The sequence below is a fragment of the Kribbella sp. ALI-6-A genome (genome assembly GCF_001984195.1).
In the GTDB taxonomy this organism is placed as follows: domain Bacteria; phylum Actinomycetota; class Actinomycetes; order Propionibacteriales; family Kribbellaceae; genus Kribbella.
Genome location: NZ_MTQN01000012.1, coordinates 2,414,906 through 2,432,495 on the forward strand (window position 1 = coordinate 2,414,906; position 17,590 = coordinate 2,432,495).

The following is a 17,590-nucleotide window of genomic DNA, read 5'->3' on the forward strand; positions in this document are numbered from 1 at the left end:
CACCGCCCTGGGAGTCCCCGTGAAGCGTCTTGGTGTTCTGTTCGCCGTTGTCGCGTTGCTCCTCGCGGGATTGCCCGCGACAGCTCAAGCCCGAACCACGCCGTACGTCGCCGACCGGGCGACCAAGATCGACGTGATGGGGGAGTGGGCCCACCCCGACGACGACACCAGCATCATCGGGCCGTGCGGCGTGTGGCATCAGCGGTACGGCGTGAAGTGCGGCGTGATCATGGTGACGCGCGGTGAGGGCGGCGGGAACGCGGTCGGCACCGAGCTGGGCCCGGAGCTCGGGCTGCGGCGGGAGAACGAGGACCGGGTCGCGCACTACCGCTCGGGCACCGTGGACATCTTCAACCTCGACCGGATCGACTTCTTCTACAACCAGAGCGCCCCGCTGACGCAGTACTTCTGGGACGAGGAGGAGACGCTGCGCCGGGTGACGCGGGTGATCCGCACGACCCAGCCGGAGATCTACATCGGCTTCACTCCCACGCTCGCCGCGGGCCACGGCAACCACCAGCAGGCCGGCCGGCTGATCTGGGAGGGCGTGCTCGCCGCCGCCGATCCGACCAGGTTCCCCGAGCAGCTTCGCGGCAAGAACGCGTTGAGCACCTGGCAGGTCAAGAAGGTGTTCTCCGGGGGCAGCACCGCGGGCATCGGCGGTACGACGGCAGCGGCGAACTGCACGACCGGCTTTCGTCCGAACGGGCCCGACACGGTCGCCGGCGTGTGGACCGGGTACGAGTCGCCGTACCGATGGCCGGCCGGCAACGTCCAGGGGCAGCCGGCGGGGTCGGCGAAGATCTGGCAGCAGGTCGCGGACGAGGGGCGCGCGGCGTACCCGACGCAGAGCCGGGTGATGTTCAAGGGCACGTCGGCCCCGGCCTGTCCGCGGTTCGCGATGACGCAGGCGTTCGTGCCGTTCCAGCCGAACGTGCTCGAGGACGGATCGCCCAACCCGGCGGCCGGTCGCGACGACGCGATCCTGTTCGGCGCGGCCGAGCCCGACCCGGGCGGTCTGCCCGCGGGAACCCTGCAGTACCTGACCTTCTCGCGGTTCGCCAACGTCGCCGGCGAACCGTTCCGGGCCACCGTGCATCTGAAGGCCCCCCACGGAAAACTTGCCTCTGGCAACGTCAAGCTGACCGTGCCGCCCGGCTGGTCGGTCGACCGCCCACAGCCGGTGCCACGCCGGGCCGAGGCCGCGATCACCTTCACCGTCACGCCGTCGGCGACCGCGCCGGTCAACCAGCTCGCCAAGATCTCCGCCCGCTACACCACCGCGAAGGCCAGCGGCTACACCGACAACGTGGTCCGTATCGTGTCCGCCACCGAAGGCCGGTTCCAGCGCTGGGGCAACTGGCAGGAGTACGACGAATGGCTGGCGGAGACCGCCCCGCAGGCCACTCGCCTCGGCCGGTCGCCAGCGATCCAGTCGATCGGCGTCGGCCGCACCCTCGACGTACCGGTCGTCGTGCACAACTGGTCGGCCGAGCCGCAGAGCGGCGCGGTGTCGCTGACCCTCCCGCCGAACTTCACCGCCGACGCGACCACCCAGCCGTACGCCGGCCTGGCGCCCGGCGCGGACACCACCGTCACGTTCAAGCTCACCAACACCGACACGACCCTGCCCGCGACGCAGAACGTCGAGATCCCGATCACGACCACGTTCGCCGGCGGCTCCGGCAGCGAGACGCTGACGATGTCCGTCGTACCGACCACCGCGATCGCGCGAACCACCACCGCGCCGACCGTCGACGGCAAGGCCGACCCCGCCGAGTACCCGGGCGCGACGCTCGACCTCGGCCGGATCTGGCAGGGCGCGTCCACCTGCACCGGCATCGACGACTGCGGCGTCTCGCCGACCGGCGACGGCAGTACGGCGAAGGTCAGCTGGTCCGGTGACGCGCTCTACTTCTTCGTGCACGTCCGCGACGACTACCAGTCGTACGCCGTCACGCCGGTCGAGTGCGTCGGCCACTGGCAGGCCGACTCGGTCGAGATCCTGCTCGACCCGCGCGGTACGGCGTCGCAGGTGCTGATGGACACCGCGAACACGTTCAAGCTCGGCATCTTCCCGTTCAGCAACGACGCCGCGAACGGCAACGGGCCGTGCTGGTCGCGCGACGCCGACAACCACCAGGGCTACTCCAGCGGCGCGCTCGACACCGGCAACGCGCCGGGCGTCCAGGTCGCGTCGACCGCGCGTTGGGTCGGCAGCAACGAGACGACCGTGCCGCACGCCTACACCGGCTACGACCTCGAGGTGAAGATCCCGCTCGCCACGCTCCCGGCCGCCGTCGACCCGGCGAACCTCGGGCTGAACATCACGCCGTACGACAACGACGACACCTCGGCGCCGGGCACCACCACGCTGCGGCACATCGACCAGAGCACCCGGCTCGGCTGGTCCGCGCTCGGCTCGGTCCAGTCCGACCCGTACCGCTGGGGCAAGGCGACCCTCCCGGGCTACACCCCGCCCGCGGACCGCCCGACGACCCCGGCGCCGCCCGACGTCTCGAACCCGAACCTGAACGGCGCGCTCTCGCCGCAGACGATCGCCCAGTCGGCCCGCAACCACGTGCCGATCTCCGGTCGCGTCCCCACCGACGACCTCAAGATCCTGTACGCCGGACTGCGGCCGGGCGCGCTGGACATCGTCACGCTGGCCGAGGGCCCGGGTACGGCGCGGCTGTTCCTCACGAGGGGTCAGCTGGCGGCGATCCCGGTCTGGAAGACCAGCTGCACGGACAACCCGCCGCCGGACTACGGCCTCAGCGCCTGTGCCGTGACCGACGGCGGCATCCCGCCGTGGGCGCCGGACATGAGCGGCCACGTGGTCAAGCGGTCGTCGCGTGAGTTGGTGCGTGGCGTTCAGCGCTGGTCGGTGCCGTTGACCGCGGCCGAGCAGACGCGGCTGCGGGACAACGGGCGCTTGCTGCTCTCCTACGAAACTCCGCAGGACGAGGTGCAGGCCTTCGACCTGAAGCTCAGTCGGCGGCCTTGAAGTCGAGGCCGTCGCCGGCGGGCGTCCGGAGCTGCAGCTTGTCGGCGTCGAGGGTGTAGGTGACCTCGCCGTTCAGCGTGGCCAGGACGGTCTTCTCCAGCTCGGCCGCCGGCCCGGAGCAGGCGCGGCGGGTGGTCCCGAGCTCGCCGAAGGTCAGCTTGTCGCTGGTCCGCGCGACGACGCCCTGCAGCTCGTTGCAGCTGGTCGATCCAGTGACCCGCTCGCCGTTGAACGTCAGGTGGACGCCGCCGTTGCCCGGCGTCGAGACGGTCTCTCCGCGGACGACGCTCTCCAGAATCCACTGCGTCCCGTCGAGCGCGACATCGGGCTGCGCGGTCTCGCGGTCCTGCAACTGAAGAACCGTGCCGCCCGACGTGATGGTGAGCCTGTCCGTCTCGGCCTTCCAGTCCGGGGTGCTCTGCAGCAGCTCCACCAGCCAGGTGTCCTGCGCGTGGCGAGGTGCGTCGCAGCCCATCTCGGTCACAGCCAGGTCGTCGACCTGCAGTTTGCCGTCGCTGGTCGCCGCCTTGCCGCTGATCGAGTTGCAGCCCGCGTTGGCGGCCAGCGTGCCGTCGTCCCTGAACTCCAGCCGGATCCGGGTGTTCGGCGCCAGCTTCTTCGGCGCACCGTTTTCGGTCACGGCGGTCGACAGGTAGGTCTTGCCGCCCAGCTCGCTCGAGCCGCCTGCCCCCGGCTCACCACCGCAACCGGCCAGGGCGACCAGGCCCGCGGCCACTACCAGCATCGATGTCCTCACACCCTACGGACGCCGGGGAGCCCGACGGCGTTGCAGTTCGTCAGGCCGGGTTTCCGAGATGGCCGGCGAGGACCTCTGCGGCGCGCGCGACGTCCGCCGTACTGGTGGACAGGTGGAACGACAGCCTGAGGCGGCCGGCCCGGACCGCGGCGACGATGCCGGCGTCGGCCATCAGCTGGGGGACCTTGTCGTCGGCGACGGCGGAGACGATCGCGGACGCGCGGGCCGGGTGGTCGAGGCCGACGGCGTCGCGAAAGGTGGTGGCCAGCGTGGTGTTGTGGCGGTTCAGGGCGTCGATGCCGACGTCGCGGAGCAGTTCGAGCGCCGGGGCGGCGGCGATCCAGGAGTGCCAGGCGGGCGAGAGATCGAAGCGTCGGGCGTCCGCGGCGAGGCGAAGCGGTGAGCCGTAGATGCTGTCCCAGGGCTTCGCGCTGGCGTACCAGTTGGCATTGATCGGGGACAGCTCGTCGAGCAGGTCGGGCTGGACGGTGAGGAAGGCGGTGCCGCGCGGGGTGAGCATCCACTTGTAGCCGCCCGCGACGGTGAACGCGTACTGCGACGCGTCGACCGGCAGCCACCCGGCCGCCTGGGTCGTGTCGAGCAGCACCCGTACGCCGGTCGCGCGCAGGGCGTCGAGGTCGGCGACCCGGCCGTCGGCGGACTGCACGGCCGAGACCGCGACCAGGTCGGTCGTCGGGCGCACCTCGTCGGCCAACTGGTCGAGCGGGACCTCGCGGACGCGGTGCCCGAGCGCGAAGAACGGGAAGGTCAGGCTGGTGAACTCGCCTGCCGCGACCAGCACCTCGGACCGGGCGGGCAGCGACTGCGCGATCAGCCCGACGAAGCCGGAAACCTGGCTGCCGCAGGCGATGAGCGTCGGGTCGACGTTCACCAGTTCGCCGTACGCCGAGCGGGTGCGGTTGAGCGGTTCGTCGTACTGCTGGGGGTCGGCGGTGCCGTTCTGCCAGTCGGTCAGGGCCGACTGCAGGGCCTCGCGGCTGCGCTTCGGCGGGAGGCCGAGCGTGGCGGTGTTGAGGTAGACGACGGTCGGGTCGAACTGGGTACGGGCTTCGTCGATGGTGAGCACGTCTTCATCGTGTCGGCTGCGCGAGCTCCAAGAGAAGTCCGATCTGCTCGGAGCGGCCCCAAGCTAGGCTTTGAACCATGGATCCCCGGCGGCTGCTGATCTTCCGCGAGGTCGCGCGCCTGGGGTCGCTCTCCCAGGCGGCGTCCGCGCTCGGCTGGACCCAGCCCGCCGTCAGCCAGCACGTCCAGCGCCTCGAACGGGACGTCGGGCTTCCACTCGTCCTCCGCTCACCCCGAGGTATCACGCTCACCGAAGCCGGCACCAAGCTCCTGACCCACGCGGACGCTCTCGCCGCCCGCTTGGCCGCCGCGGAGTCGGACCTGCGGGACCTCGCCGACCTGCGCTCCGGCTCGCTCACCCTCGTCGCCTTCCCGTCCGCCGCCGCGGTCCTGGTCCCGCCCGTGCTCGCCGCGCTTCCGGAAAGCCTCGACCTCCGCCTGACCGAAGCCGAGCCGCCCGAAGCCCGCCAGCAGGTCCTCGCGGGAGAAGCCGACCTGGCGCTGGTCTTCGAGCACACTCCACAACCGGACAAGGATCTGGTGGAGGTCGTGCTGTTCGAGGAGGAGTTGAAGGCGGTGGTTGCCGAGGGCTATCGGCTGGCGGGGCGGAAGCGGGTTGGGCTGGAGGAGTTGGCTGAGGAACGATGGATCGCCGGATGTCCTCGGTGCGAGCAGCATCTGCTGGTTGCGACCGCAGAAGCCGGATTCGCGCCCGACATCCGGCACCGGACCGACGACTACGTGGTGGTCCAGCGACTGGTCGGCGAAGGGTTGGCGGTGAGCCTGCTGCCGCAGCTCGCGTTGACGGCCGCGCCGAATCCCAGGGTCCGGGTGCTCCCGATCCGGACGGCACCCACCCGGCGGGTGAGCGTGATCCTGCGGACCGAGCTGGTCGGCCACCCGGCGGTGGCGGCTGCGGTCGAGCAGTTCCGGCTTTTGTAAGGTGCCAACGTGAGAGGGCTCGTGATCTTCGACAACGACGGCGTACTGGTGGACTCCGAGCGGCTGGCCAACACGATCCTGGCCGAGCTGCTCACCGAGGCCGGGTTGCCGTACACGTTCGACGAGGCCGTGCGCGACTTCATGGGCGGCAGCATGGTGTCGATGCGGCAGAAGGCCGAGGCGCGGCTCGGGCGCCCGCTGCCGGCCGACCTGGAGGACCGCTACCACCAGCGCCTGTTCGACGGGTTCGCGAATCTCCAGGCGATCGAGGGCGTCGCGGCCGTGCTCGACCACCTCGAGGCCACCGGTACGCCGTACTGTCTGGCCTCCTCGGGGACGCACCGGCGGATCCACACCGCGCTGACCGCGGTCGGGTTCTGGGACCGGTTCGCGGGCCGGATCTTCAGCGCCGAGGACGTCGCGCACGGCAAGCCCGCGCCCGACCTGTTCCTGTACGCCGCGAGCACGCTCGGCGTGAAGCCGGCCGACTGCGTCGTGGTCGAGGACAGCCCGCTCGGGGTCGCCGCGGCCAACGCCGCCGGGATGACGGTGTTCGGCTACGCGGCGATGACCGACCCGGCGAAACTGGCCTCGGCGGACGCGATCTTCCACCAGATGACCGCCCTCCCGGCCCTCATCGAGGCTGCCTGAGACACTGGTAGGGCTATGGCTGAGTCTGTGGAGACCTCGATGACACGTGCCGAGGCGGTGGTCGATCTCGCCGCGATCCGGCACAACGTCGCCACGCTGCGTGCCCGGCTGAGCTCGGCCGAGCTGATGACCGTGGTGAAGGCCGATGCCTACGGCCACGGCATGGTGCCGGTGGCGCGGGCGGCCCGGCAGGCCGGTGCCGACTGGATCGGTGCGGCCGTGCTGGAGGAGGCGCTGGAGCTGCGCGCGGCGGGCGACAACGGCCCGATCTTCTGCTGGCTGACCACGCCGGGCGAGCCGCTGGCCGACGCGATCGCCAACGACATCGACCTGTCCGCCGGCGCGCCCTGGGAGATCGACGAGATCGCGGCGGGCGTCACCGAGCGGCCGGCCCGCGTGCACCTGAAGATCGACACCGGGATGAGCCGCGGCGGCGCGGTCCCGGAGGAGTGGCCGACGCTGATCCGCGCGGCGCTCGAGGAGCAGAAGACCGGCCGCGTGGTGATCACCGGCATCTGGTCGCACCTGGCCAGCGCCGACGAGCCGAAAAGCCCGGCGAACGAGGCGCAGGTCGAGACGTTCAACGCCGCCATCGACGTCGCCGAGTCGTTCGGCATCGACCCCGGCTTCAAGCACCTGGCGAACTCGGCCGCCACGCTCGCGCTGCCCGAGACGCACTTCGACCTGGTCCGGCCCGGCATCGCGACGTACGGGTTGTCCCCGTTCGGCCACGCGCTTCCGGCGGCGGAGCTCGGCCTTCGCCCGGCGATGACGCTGAAGGCGCGGCTGGCGATGGTGAAGCGGGTGCCGACCGGGGCCGGCGTCTCGTACGGACTGACCTGGACGGCGCCGCGGCCGTCGACGCTCGGCCTGATCCCGATCGGGTACGGCGACGGTCTGCCCCGGCACGCCTCGAACGGCGGGCCGGTCCAGGCGCGCGGCGAGCGGCGTACGGTCGTCGGCCGGATCTGCATGGATCAGTGCGTGGTGAACCTCGAGGACGACGAGGCCGCGGCCGGTGACGAGGTCCTGCTGTTCGGCCCGGGCACCGACGGCGAGCCGACCGCCGACGACTGGGCCGACGCGGCCGGCACGATCAACTACGAGATCGTCACCCGGCTCGGTCCGCGCATCCCTCGCCGCTACGTGAACGAGGAGACCGGCTGATGCCAAAGGTGTCACGCACCGCCGGCCTGATCGGCGCGGCGGTCGGAGTGCTGGCCGCGGGCGCGGCGGCCGGGGTCGCGGTCGAGCGGCAGGTGATCGGTCGCCGGTCCAGCCAGCGGGCGCAGCTGGAGGCCGAGCCGTTCGGCTCGCTGCGCGGCACGCCGCACGTGTTCACCGCGGACGACGGCGTCGAGCTGTACGTCGAGGTGGACGAGCTGAAGCGGTCCCGGCGGCCCGAGCCGCAGCGACGCCGGCTGCGCAAGCAGGCCGACGTACCGGAGGACCTGACGCTGATCTTCGCGCACGGCTACGGGCTGAACATGGACTGCTGGCACTTCGAGCGCCGCGACCTGGCCGGGATCGGCACGATGGTCTTCTACGACCAGCGCTCGCACGGCCGGTCCGGGCGGTCGCCGAAGGAGAACGTCAGCATCGACCAGCTCGGTCGTGACCTGTACGGGATCCTGCAGAAGTTCGCGCCGAGCGGGCCGGTGATCCTGATCGGGCACTCGATGGGCGGCATGTCGATCATGGCGCTGGCCGAGCAGCACCCGGAGCTGTTCGGCGACCGGGTGATCGGCGTCGGGCTGTGTTCGACCAGCGCGGGCGGGCTGGACCGGGTGCCGATCGCGCTGCCCGGCCGGATCGGCATGATGGTCCGCACGCTCGCGACCCCGACCATCGCGGCGCTGGCGCGGATCCCGGACGTGGTCGAGCGCAGCCGCAAGGCCGGGACCGACATCAGCTACCTGCTGACCAGGAAGTACTCGTTCGGCTCCGAGGTGCCGCCGGCCTTCACCGAGTTCGTCAACGAGATGATCGCCGCGACGCCGATCTCGGTGATCGCGGAGTTCTACCCGATCTTCGCGCTGCACGACAAGACCGGGGCGCTGGAGCCGTTGCAGAAGGTGGAGTGCGTGGTGATCGGCGGCGACTCCGACCACCTGACACCGTTCGAGCACAGCGAGGACATCGTCCGGCACGTGCCCGGCGCGGAGCTGGTCGAGGTCCGCAACTGCGGGCACCTCGGGCTGATCGAGCACCACCGTGAGTTCACCGCCGCCCTGCTCGGCATGATCGAGCGGGCCGAACAATCCTTGGGACACAGATGACCGACCTGCACGTGGTGGACGCCACGGCCGAGCACGTGGACGAGATCGTCACCGTGATCCATCACGCGTTCTCCAACCGGCGGACGCTGGATCCGCCGTCGACCGCGCTGACCGAGAACGCGACGACGGTCGGCGCGGCCGTCGGGGCGTACGGCGGACTGCTGGCGCGGATCGATGGGGAGCCGGCCGGCGCGATGCTGTTCACCGTCGACGGTGACGTGCTGGAGCTGCGGCGGGTGTCGGTGAACCCGCGTTTCCAGGGTCGCGGGGTCGCGTCGGCAATGGTCGGGTGCGCGGAGGAAGCCGCCCGGCGCCGGGGGCTCGGGCGGGTGCGCCTGGTGGCCCGGGTCGAGCTGCCGGAGACCTTGGAGTTCTGGCGGCGCCGGGGCTACTCGATCGTCGCGCGGGAGGGGCAGAACCTGATCCACGCGAAGGCGATGCCGATCGAGCTCGTCGTACCGACGGCCGAGGAGATGCAGGCGATCGCCGAGGAGGTGGCGGGTCAGCTGCGGGCCGGCGACGTGCTGGTGCTGTCGGGTGATCTGGGCGCGGGCAAGACGACCTTCACGCAGGGGCTCGGGGCCGGGCTGAAGGTCCGCGGTGACATCACGTCGCCCACCTTCGTCATCTCGCGCGTGCACCCGTCGCTGGTCGGCGGTCCGGCGCTGGTCCACGTCGACGCGTACCGGCTGGGTGGCATCGCCGAGCTGGACGACCTCGACCTCGACGCGTCGCTCGAGGACGCCGTCACGGTGGTCGAGTGGGGTCACGGCCTGGCCGAGACGCTCGCTCCGGACCGGCTCGACCTGACGATCACCCGGGGCGACGACGACGTCGACGAGACCCGGAACCTGCGGATCAACCCGGTCGGCCCGCGATGGGCGGCCTCCGGCCTCCGCCTCACCGCCGCCCACGCGACGGACGTCCCGGCGGCGCTCACCGCACAGCGTTCTGAGGGGAACTGACGTGTTGCTTGCTTTTGACACCTCCAGCGCGGCGGTGACGGTCGCCCTCGCCGACCCGGTGTCGGGGAACGTGCTCGGATCGTCGACGACGGTGGACGCCTTGCGGCACGGGGAACTGCTGGCGCCCGCGATCGCCGAAGTGCTGGCCACGGCCGGCGTCGGGGTCAAGGAACTGACGAAGATCGCGGTCGGCACCGGGCCGGGCCCGTTCACCGGCCTGCGGGTCGGGCTGGTGACGGCGCGCACGATGGCCGACGTGCTCGGGATCGAGGTGGTCGGGGTGTGCAGCCTCGACATCCTGGCCAAGCAGTCGAGTCTCGCGCTGCCGGTCGCCGTCGCGACCGATGCCCGGCGCAAGGAGATCTACTGGGCCCTGTACGACGGGCCCGCCGCGGACGGCAGCCGGCGTCGGCTCGAGGGACCGGCGGTCGACAAGCCCGCCGAGGTCGCGCATGTGCTGGCCGGCCTGCCGGTGATCGGGCGCGGTGCGGTGCTGTACGGCGAGGTGCTCGGGGCCACGGCGACCGGCGCTTCGGCCGGCTCGGCGGCCGGGACGATCGGTGCCGTCGGCGACGAGCCGGAGGTTGTCGAATACCCGTCGGCCGAGGTGCTGGCCACGGGGGTGGTGACCGGCACGCTGCAGGTCACCGCGCCCGACCCGCTGTACCTGCGCCGCCCCGACGTGACCATGTCGGGCGGCCCGAAAAGCGTGCTGCCGAAGTGAACATCCGTCCCGCCGAACCGTCCGACCGGCCGGCCGTCGTCAAACTCGACGCCGCCTGTTTCCCGAAGGACGCCTGGAGCGAACGGTCCTGGGCCGACGAGTTCACCCGGCCGGACCGCCAGGTTCTCGTGGCCGACGCACCGACCGCCGCGGAAGGGGCCGGACGTCTTGCGGGATTCGTGGTACTGCTGGTTCCGCCCGGCGCTGACGACCCGGTGGATCTGCTCCGGATCGCCGTCGATCCGGCCGACCGGCGTACCGGAGTGGGCCGCCGGCTGCTCGCCACGGCACTGGAACGGCACCCCGGCCGCACCGTCCTACTGGAAGTTGCCGCTAGCAACGAAGCCGCGATCGGCCTGTACGCCGGCTCCGGCTTCACCGACATCAGCCGGCGGCGTGGTTACTACGCCGGCGGCGAGGACGCCGTCATCATGCGACGCGCAGGAGAAACCGAATGAGTGAGAACGAGCCGCTGATCCTCGGCATCGAGACGTCCTGCGACGAGACCGGCGTCGGTCTGGTCCGCGGGCACACCCTGCTCGCCGACGCGATCGCGTCCAGTGTCGACGAGCACGCGCGCTTCGGCGGCGTCGTACCGGAGGTCGCCAGCCGGGCGCATCTGGAGGCGATGGTGCCGACCATCCGCCGGGCCTGCGAGACCGCCGGCGTGAAGCCGTCCGACGTCGACGCGATCGCCGTCACCAGCGGTCCCGGCCTGGCCGGTGCGCTGCTGGTCGGCGTGGCCGCAGCGAAGGGCCTCGCGCTCTCCCTCGACAAACCCCTGTACGGCGTGAACCACCTCGCCGCGCACGTCGCCGTCGACACCCTCGAGCACGGTGAACTGCCGAAGGGTGCGGTCGCGATGCTGGTCTCCGGCGGGCACTCCTCGCTGCTCGCGGTCGAGGACATCACCGAGGGCGTCGAGCCGATGGGCAGCACGATCGACGACGCGGCCGGCGAGGCGTTCGACAAGGTCGCGCGGGTGCTCGGGCTGCCGTTCCCCGGAGGTCCCTATGTCGACAAGGCGGCACGGGACGGCGGCGACCGCGCGTACGTGACGTTCCCGCGCGGGCTGACCAGCCAGCGCGACCTGGAGCGGCACCGGTTCGACTTCTCCTTCTCCGGTTTGAAGACCGCGGTCGCCCGCTGGGTCGAGGCGAAGCGGCGCGACGGCGAGGACGTCCCGGTGAACCACGTCGCGGCCGCGTTCCAGGAGGCGGTCTGCGACGTGCTGACCCGCAAGGCGATCGACGCGTGCAAGGACCGCGGCTACGAGCATCTGCTGATCGGCGGTGGCGTCGCGGCGAACTCGCGGCTGCGCCAGATGGCCGAGGAGCGGTGTGCGGCGGCGGGTATCGCCGTACGGGTGCCGCGGCCCGGGTTGTGCACGGACAACGGCGCGATGGTCGCGGCGCTCGGGTCGGAGCTGGTCCGGGCCGGCAAGACGCCGTCGCCGCTGGGGCTGCCGGCCGACTCCTCGATGCCGATCACCACGGTGCTGAACTGATGCGTTGGACCTCGGGTGAGTTCGTCGCCGACGACGACACCGCGCGGATCGACGTCGACGTGGTGCACGGGTACCTGCGGACGTCGTACTGGTCGCCGGGGATTCCGCGGGACGTGGTGCGCAAGGCGGTCGAGGGCAGTCTGTGCGTCGGCGTCTACACGGCCGACGGGACACAGGTCGGTTTCGCGCGGGCGGTGACGGACCGGGCGACGTTCGCGTGGATCGCGGACGTGTTCGTGCTGGACGAGTACCGCGGGCACGGGCTCGGGCGCTTCGTGGTGTCGACGCTGCTGGAGCACCCGGAGCTGCGCGGGCTGCGCCGGACGATGCTCGCCACCGCCGACGCGCACACGCTCTACGAGTCCTACGGCTTCACCCCGCTGGAGAAGCCGGACGTGTTCCTGCACATCGCCCGCGACCCCAAGGTCCTCTACCAGTGAGCGTTCCCGGGATCGATCTGCTCGCGGCGCCGAAGGGCGCTCGTGACCTGATCCTGCTCGCGCACGGCGGGATGGAGAACTCCACCGCCACCCCGCACAGCTGGCGCCCGCCGATGCTGCGGATGTGGCCGTTCGCCGCGGCCGCCCGGACGGCGGCTCCGCGCGCCGCGATCGGCCTGATGCGCTACCGGTACCAGGGCTGGAACGGCAACGCCGCGGATCCCGCCGCGGACCTGCGCGCGGTGCTCGACCGGATCGGGACCCGGTTCGACCGGGCCGTGCTGGTCGGTCACTCGATGGGCGGCCGGGCCGTTGTTGCTGCAGGCAATCATCCGTTGGTGGACGGGGTGCTCGGCCTCGCGCCGTGGCTGCCCGCGGGCGAACCGGTCGTCCGCCTTCGCGGTCCGGTCGCTTTCGCCCACGGCACCGCCGACCGGATCACCTCGCCGGCCGCCACCGCGTCGTACGCTCGCCGGTTGCGGGCCGAAGGGGTCCCCGTCGCGTTGCTGACCCTGGACGGCGAGAAGCACGCGATGCTGCACCGGGCACCCGACTGGAACGAGATCGTCCGGCGCTTCGTCGCGCACGCGGTGTCGCCGGGGGAGTGCCCGCTGATCACGACCGCCGACCGGTCCGATCCCGTGCCCACGCGGCGTCCCGGCGATGCCGCGCCGGCTGCCGTCGCGGACATCGCGCTGAGCCGCCTGCGGCTCCGGGTGATCGACCGCCTCTAGGGCTTGAGCTTCGCGAAGAGCTCTCGCTGCAGGTCGTAGTACTCGTCCGGGGCAGTGCCGCCGAACGCGGTCACCTCGGCGCGGAGCCGGTGCCGGATCAGCTGGACGAGCGTCTCGTCGTCCATCGGCTGAGCCGTCCCGCCCTCGTCGTGGTACCAGTCGACGAACTGCTGGGCCCGAGTGAGGTCGGTCGACCAGTGGTCCCCGAACTCCCGCGCCGCTCCGGCCAGCTCGATCTCCGGGGCGCCGAGCCATGCCTCGTCCCAGTCGATCAGGCCGGTGATCCGTCCGTCGGCGACCAGGAGGTTCCCGTGGTAGTAGTCGCCGTGCAGCGGCTGGGCACCAACGGCCACGCGCTCACCGGCCGGCCATCCACCCGTACGACGGTGGCGCCGCTCGCCGCCGCCAGGGGTGCGACGGCCTCGCCGACCCCTGCCTGCCGCACCTGCTGGGCGAGTTGGTGGCACCACTCCATCACCTCGGTGCCACGTCCCACCGGTCCGAGCCGCACGACCACACCGCCGACCCGGTAGGCCGCGGACTCCTCGCCGCCGGTGAGGCGCTCGGCGATGTCTACCGGGATTCGCCACTCGCTCCGCACCTTCGCGGCGACCTCGGCGGTCCAGGGGATGTCGACGTAGCTCACTCGCCCAGCATCACGCCCGACCGGTGCACCGGTCAGCGGTTCGCCAGAGCGACGACGTGCTCCAGCTGCGGCAGACCGTGCTCGACCTCCGGGTCCGGGAACAGCCCGACGTGCTGAACACCGGCGGCCTCCAGCGCGTCGAGATGCGCCGCGGCGTCGTCGAGCGTGCCGATCGGTCCGATCTCCTGCCACCAGTCGACCGGCATGCTGACCAGCCCGGCCACACCGGACTCGTCGTACCGGCGGACGAGGTCGTCGTAGAAGGGCAGCGACGGCAGCGCCGGATTCTTCTGGTCGAGCTGGGCGGCCAGCCACGGCGCGCTCCACTCGTACGCCGTCTTGCGGTCGTCGCGCACGCAGAACGCGCTGAACGTCGCGACCACGAACCCCTCCGGCGAGCCGGCCTGCTCGACCGCCTGCCGCACGTACGACGGCGAGGCCGGTTCGGCGAGCACGATCCCACCGCCGACCCGCCCGGCCAGCGCGAGTGACTTCGGCCCGCGGACCCCGAGCAGGATCGGCGGCACGTCGGCCGGGGGAGCGTCGAGCTTCACCTGGTCGAGCACGACGTACTTGCCGTCCATCGACACGCTCTCCCCGGCGAGCAGGCGGGTGACGGCGACGGTGACCTCCTCCAGCGCGGTCAGCGGCGACTTCGGGCGGACCCCCATCTGGCCCATCCACTCCTGGACGCCGTGGCCGATGCCCGGCACGAAGCGGCCCGGCGCGAGCGCGCAGAGCGTCGCGATCTCCATCGCCGTGACGGCCGCCGTACGGACCACGGCGGGCAGGATGCCGAGGCCGACCGTCAGCCGCTCGGTGACGCTCAACGCCGCCGCGGACAGGGTCGGGCCGGCCGTGTAGAAGCAGTCCTCGATGATCCACAGCTCGTCCGCGCCCCCGGCCTCGAGGCGGCGGGCGACGTCGGTCACCAGGCCGGCGGGCCAGGTCCGGGGGAAGCACATTCCGAGTGAACTCATACCGAGAACGTAAAGGTCTGCGCCGACAGTCGGGTGGGCAGGCGTACGAGACCTGTGGGCGGGTAGGTTCGGGGCATGGCCCGTCCGCACTACTCCTCCAAGCTGGAGGACTGGTTCAACCTCGGCATCGGGACGCTCCTGCGCCGGCGCGGCTGGCGGGAGCGGATCATCCCGCACGTCGGCTACGGCAACTCCGAGTACGTCCGGGTGCTGGCCCGGGTCGTGCTGAGCCGCGACCCGCGCAACCAGCCCCGGTACGACGAGGACCAGGTGGTGCGGGGCTGGAAGGTGTTCGTCACCGCGCCGGCCACCAAGGTGAAGGTCTCGGTGACGGTGGCCGGGCAGACCTTCGACGCGCTCACCGACCGTGGCGGCTTCGTCGACCTGGCCGTGCCGGTGGTGCTGCCGCCGGGCTGGCACGAGGTCAGCCTCGGCGTCCGCGGTGAGCGGCAGGCCCGCGGCAAGGTCTACGTGCCCGACCCGGACGCCACGTTCGGTCTGGTCAGCGACATCGACGACACGGTGATGCTGACCATGCTGCCGCGGCCGTTGATCGCCGCGTGGAACACGTTCGTCCGCGACGAGTCGGCGCGCCGCGTCGTACCGGGCATGGCGGAGATGTACGCCGAGCTCCTGGCCGATCAGCCGGGTGCGCCGATCTTCTACCTGTCGACCGGCGCCTGGAACACCGCGCCGACCCTGACCCGCTTCCTGGCCCGGCACGGCTACCCGGCCGGACCGCTGCTGATGACCGACTGGGGGCCGACCAACACCGGCTGGTTCCGCAGCGGGCAGGAGCACAAGCGGACGGCGCTGCGCCGGCTGGCCAAGGAGTTCCCGGCGGTCCGCTGGGTCCTGGTCGGGGACGACGGGCAGCACGACCCCCAGCTGTACGGCGACTTCGCGCAGACGCATCCGGAGCACGTCCGGGCGATCGGCATCCGGCAGCTGACTCCGGCCGAGCAGGTGCTGTCGCACGGTCTGCCGGTCCCCAACCCGGACCCCGGCGCCCATGACCCGCAGCGCCCGACCGCCGCGACCGTGCACGGCCCGGACGGGCACGCGCTGGTGGCCCAGTTGCGCGCCGTACTGTCGCGGCCGGAGGCGATGTAGCCGTACCCGGGGGACGCTCCGCGGTCGCGCCTGGCAGGCTTGTGGTGTTCCGACGTACCCGAGGAGAGAACCAACTGTGACCGACAGCGGGAGTGCCAGCCGCACGCAGGTGCTCGACGACCTGGACAGCCGCGGCCTGATCGCGCACTCGACCGATCCCGACGCGCTGCGGGCCGCGATGGCCGAAGGACCGATCACCTCGTACGTCGGTTTCGACCCGACCGCCCCGAGCCTGCACATGGGCAACCTGCTACAGCTGCTCACGCTGCGCCGGCTCCAGCTGGCCGGGCACAACCCGATCGGACTGGTCGGCGGCGCCACCGGGCTGATCGGTGACCCGAAGGAGACCTCCGAGCGGGTGCTGAACCCGAAGGACGTCGTCCAGCAGTGGGTGGAGCGGGTCCGCGGCCAGGTGGAGCGCTTCCTGGACTTCGACACCTCGCTGCCGAACCCGGCGCGGATGGTGAACAACTACGACTGGACCAAGAACCTCAACACCCTCGACTTCCTCCGCGACATCGGCAAGCACTTCCCGGTGAACCGGATGCTCGGGCGGGAAGTGGTGAAGGCCCGGCTCGAGCAGGGGATCAGCTACACCGAGTTCAGCTACGTCCTGCTGCAATCGCTGGACTACCTGGAGCTCTACCGGCGGTACGGGTGCACCTTGCAGACCGGTGGCAGTGACCAGTGGGGCAACCTGACCGCCGGCGTCGAGCTGATCCGCCGGACCGAGTCGGGCAAGGCGCACGCGCTGGCGACTCCGCTGGTGACGAAGGCCGACGGGACCAAGTTCGGCAAGACCGAGTCGGGGACCGTGTGGCTGGACCGGGAGCTGACGTCGCCGTACGCGTTCTACCAGTTCTGGTTCAACACCGACGACCGTGACGTGATGCAGTTGGTGCGCTACTACACGTTCCGGACGGCGGACGAGATCGCCGAGCTGGAGAAGGCGACGGCCGACCGGCCGCATGCGCGGGAGGCTCAGCGGGTGCTGGCCGAGGACGTGACGACGCTGGTGCACGGTGCGACCGACACGGCCCACGTTCAGCTGGCATCGAAGGCGTTGTTCGGGCAGTCCGATCTGCGGGAGCTCGACGGGGAGACTCTGATCGCCGCGCTGAAGGAGGCGCCGCACACGGAGGTGTCCGCCGCGGCGATGCCGACGGTGGCGGACCTGCTGGTGCAGGCCGGCCTGGTGGCGAGCAAGTCGGCCGCGCGCCGGACGGTGTCCGAAGGTGGCGCGTACCTGAACAACGAGAAGGTCAGCGACGCCGAGTACGTGCCGACGACCGACGACCTGCTGCCCGGCGGCGCGTTGGTGCTGCGGCGCGGGAAGCGTTCGTTCGCAGGGGTTCTGGCCGGCTGACGTATCCCACGGGGTCGATGCCGGAGGCAAATTACACCGTTGTGATGCTGCCCACCGGACGCCGATTTGACCGGCAACCTCGAGGCCACGTACTGTTCTTCTTGTTGGAGCGAGGCGCGGGACGCGAAAGCGGCCGGTCGCTCCGAACCCCCCAAAGCTAACGCAGCCGGAACGTGTCTTCGGACCCGGGTCGGCGCCTCTGGCGCGGGGCGGCGGTCAGAAAAAATCGGGTCTTGACTCGGTGGATCTGGTCCGGTAAAGTAACGCAGGTTGCCCCGGAGTCCTGGCTGAGAGGCTGAGGACGCGGTGTGCGCCCGATTCTTGAGAACTCAACAGCGTGCCGAAAGTCAATGCCGAAATTTAGCATTAACCCCCTTTCACGGGTCATCTTTT

The 17,590-nt window shown here is 71.3% G+C and carries 18 protein-coding genes; 13 read left to right on the forward strand and 5 right to left on the reverse strand.

Annotated features, from left to right (window positions below; translation table 11 throughout):
- The first annotated feature begins 19 nt into the window (after positions 1-19).
- Complete coding sequence (locus BWI15_RS38145; protein ID WP_077019310.1) at positions 20-3,007, forward strand: sugar-binding protein; 2,988 nt, start codon at positions 20-22, stop codon at positions 3,005-3,007.
- On the opposite strand, the gene BWI15_RS38150 is transcribed toward BWI15_RS38145, so the two are convergent.
- Positions 2,991-3,752 (reverse strand): META domain-containing protein, encoded by a 762-nt coding sequence (locus tag BWI15_RS38150; protein ID WP_077019311.1) that lies wholly within the window; start codon positions 3,750-3,752, stop codon positions 2,991-2,993. The genes BWI15_RS38145 and BWI15_RS38150 overlap by 17 nt on opposite strands.
- Positions 3,753-3,804: 52 nt before the next feature.
- Positions 3,805-4,851, reverse strand: a complete 1,047-nt coding sequence (locus BWI15_RS38155; RefSeq protein ID WP_077019312.1) for an aminotransferase class V-fold PLP-dependent enzyme — start codon at positions 4,849-4,851, stop codon at positions 3,805-3,807.
- Positions 4,852-4,928: 77 nt separating this feature from the next.
- Between BWI15_RS38155 and BWI15_RS38160 the strand changes: the two genes are divergently transcribed.
- The 10 genes from BWI15_RS38160 to BWI15_RS38205 are packed head-to-tail and all read left to right on the forward strand — an operon-like array spanning position 4,929 to position 13,092.
- Positions 4,929-5,792, forward strand: coding sequence for a LysR family transcriptional regulator (locus BWI15_RS38160; RefSeq protein ID WP_077019313.1), 864 nt, complete (start codon positions 4,929-4,931; stop codon positions 5,790-5,792).
- 9 nt (positions 5,793-5,801) lie between these two features.
- Positions 5,802-6,443: an HAD family hydrolase gene (locus tag BWI15_RS38165; RefSeq protein WP_077019314.1), complete on the forward strand. Its 642-nt coding sequence runs from the start codon at positions 5,802-5,804 to the stop codon at positions 6,441-6,443.
- A gap of 39 nt (positions 6,444-6,482) precedes the next feature.
- A complete protein-coding gene (alr, locus tag BWI15_RS38170; RefSeq protein ID WP_083751223.1) occupies positions 6,483-7,610 on the forward strand; it encodes an alanine racemase in 1,128 nt (375 codons plus the stop codon).
- Positions 7,610-8,722 carry an alpha/beta fold hydrolase gene (locus tag BWI15_RS38175; protein WP_077019316.1) on the forward strand — a complete coding sequence of 371 codons (1,113 nt, stop codon included), beginning with the start codon at positions 7,610-7,612 and terminating at the stop codon, positions 8,720-8,722. Before alr ends, BWI15_RS38175 begins: the two co-directional genes overlap by 1 nt.
- Positions 8,719-9,687 carry a tRNA (adenosine(37)-N6)-threonylcarbamoyltransferase complex ATPase subunit type 1 TsaE gene (gene tsaE / locus BWI15_RS38180; protein WP_077019317.1) on the forward strand — a complete coding sequence of 323 codons (969 nt, stop codon included), beginning with the start codon at positions 8,719-8,721 and terminating at the stop codon, positions 9,685-9,687. The genes BWI15_RS38175 and tsaE overlap by 4 nt, the downstream gene beginning before the upstream one ends.
- Before the next feature lies 1 nt (position 9,688).
- Complete coding sequence (tsaB, locus tag BWI15_RS38185; protein ID WP_077019318.1) at positions 9,689-10,411, forward strand: tRNA (adenosine(37)-N6)-threonylcarbamoyltransferase complex dimerization subunit type 1 TsaB; 723 nt, start codon at positions 9,689-9,691, stop codon at positions 10,409-10,411.
- Positions 10,408-10,869 (forward strand): GNAT family N-acetyltransferase, encoded by a 462-nt coding sequence (locus BWI15_RS38190; protein ID WP_077019319.1) that lies wholly within the window; start codon positions 10,408-10,410, stop codon positions 10,867-10,869. Before tsaB ends, BWI15_RS38190 begins: the two co-directional genes overlap by 4 nt.
- A complete protein-coding gene (tsaD, locus tag BWI15_RS38195) occupies positions 10,866-11,918 on the forward strand; it encodes a tRNA (adenosine(37)-N6)-threonylcarbamoyltransferase complex transferase subunit TsaD (RefSeq protein WP_077019320.1) in 1,053 nt (350 codons plus the stop codon). Before BWI15_RS38190 ends, tsaD begins: the two co-directional genes overlap by 4 nt.
- Positions 11,918-12,358, forward strand: coding sequence for a GNAT family N-acetyltransferase (locus BWI15_RS38200; protein ID WP_077019321.1), 441 nt, complete (start codon positions 11,918-11,920; stop codon positions 12,356-12,358). Before tsaD ends, BWI15_RS38200 begins: the two co-directional genes overlap by 1 nt.
- The gene (locus tag BWI15_RS38205; protein ID WP_077019322.1) at positions 12,355-13,092 is read left to right on the forward strand and encodes a dienelactone hydrolase family protein; all 738 of its coding nucleotides are present in this window, start codon (positions 12,355-12,357) and stop codon (positions 13,090-13,092) included. The genes BWI15_RS38200 and BWI15_RS38205 overlap by 4 nt, the downstream gene beginning before the upstream one ends.
- Here BWI15_RS38205 and BWI15_RS39685 read toward each other — a convergent pair.
- From BWI15_RS39685 to BWI15_RS38220, 3 genes are read right to left on the reverse strand one after another with little or no spacing between them, the layout of a single operon-like run.
- Positions 13,089-13,445 carry a phosphotransferase family protein gene (locus tag BWI15_RS39685; protein WP_077019323.1) on the reverse strand — a complete coding sequence of 119 codons (357 nt, stop codon included), beginning with the start codon at positions 13,443-13,445 and terminating at the stop codon, positions 13,089-13,091. The two genes, BWI15_RS38205 and BWI15_RS39685, sit on opposite strands and share 4 nt — an antisense overlap.
- Positions 13,364-13,738 (reverse strand): hypothetical protein, encoded by a 375-nt coding sequence (locus BWI15_RS39690; RefSeq protein ID WP_077019324.1) that lies wholly within the window; start codon positions 13,736-13,738, stop codon positions 13,364-13,366. The genes BWI15_RS39685 and BWI15_RS39690 overlap by 82 nt, the downstream gene beginning before the upstream one ends.
- A 32-nt stretch (positions 13,739-13,770) precedes the next feature.
- Complete coding sequence (locus BWI15_RS38220) at positions 13,771-14,718, reverse strand: LLM class flavin-dependent oxidoreductase (protein WP_237771628.1); 948 nt, start codon at positions 14,716-14,718, stop codon at positions 13,771-13,773.
- 75 nt (positions 14,719-14,793) lie between these two features.
- On the opposite strand from BWI15_RS38220, the gene BWI15_RS38225 reads away from it, so the two are divergent.
- Complete coding sequence (locus BWI15_RS38225) at positions 14,794-15,831, forward strand: App1 family protein (protein ID WP_077019326.1); 1,038 nt, start codon at positions 14,794-14,796, stop codon at positions 15,829-15,831.
- Positions 15,832-15,907: 76 nt separating this feature from the next.
- On the forward strand, positions 15,908-17,197 hold the full coding sequence (gene tyrS / locus BWI15_RS38230) for a tyrosine--tRNA ligase (protein ID WP_077019327.1): 1,290 nt from the start codon (positions 15,908-15,910) through the stop codon (positions 17,195-17,197).
- Positions 17,198-17,590: the final 393 nt, after the last annotated feature.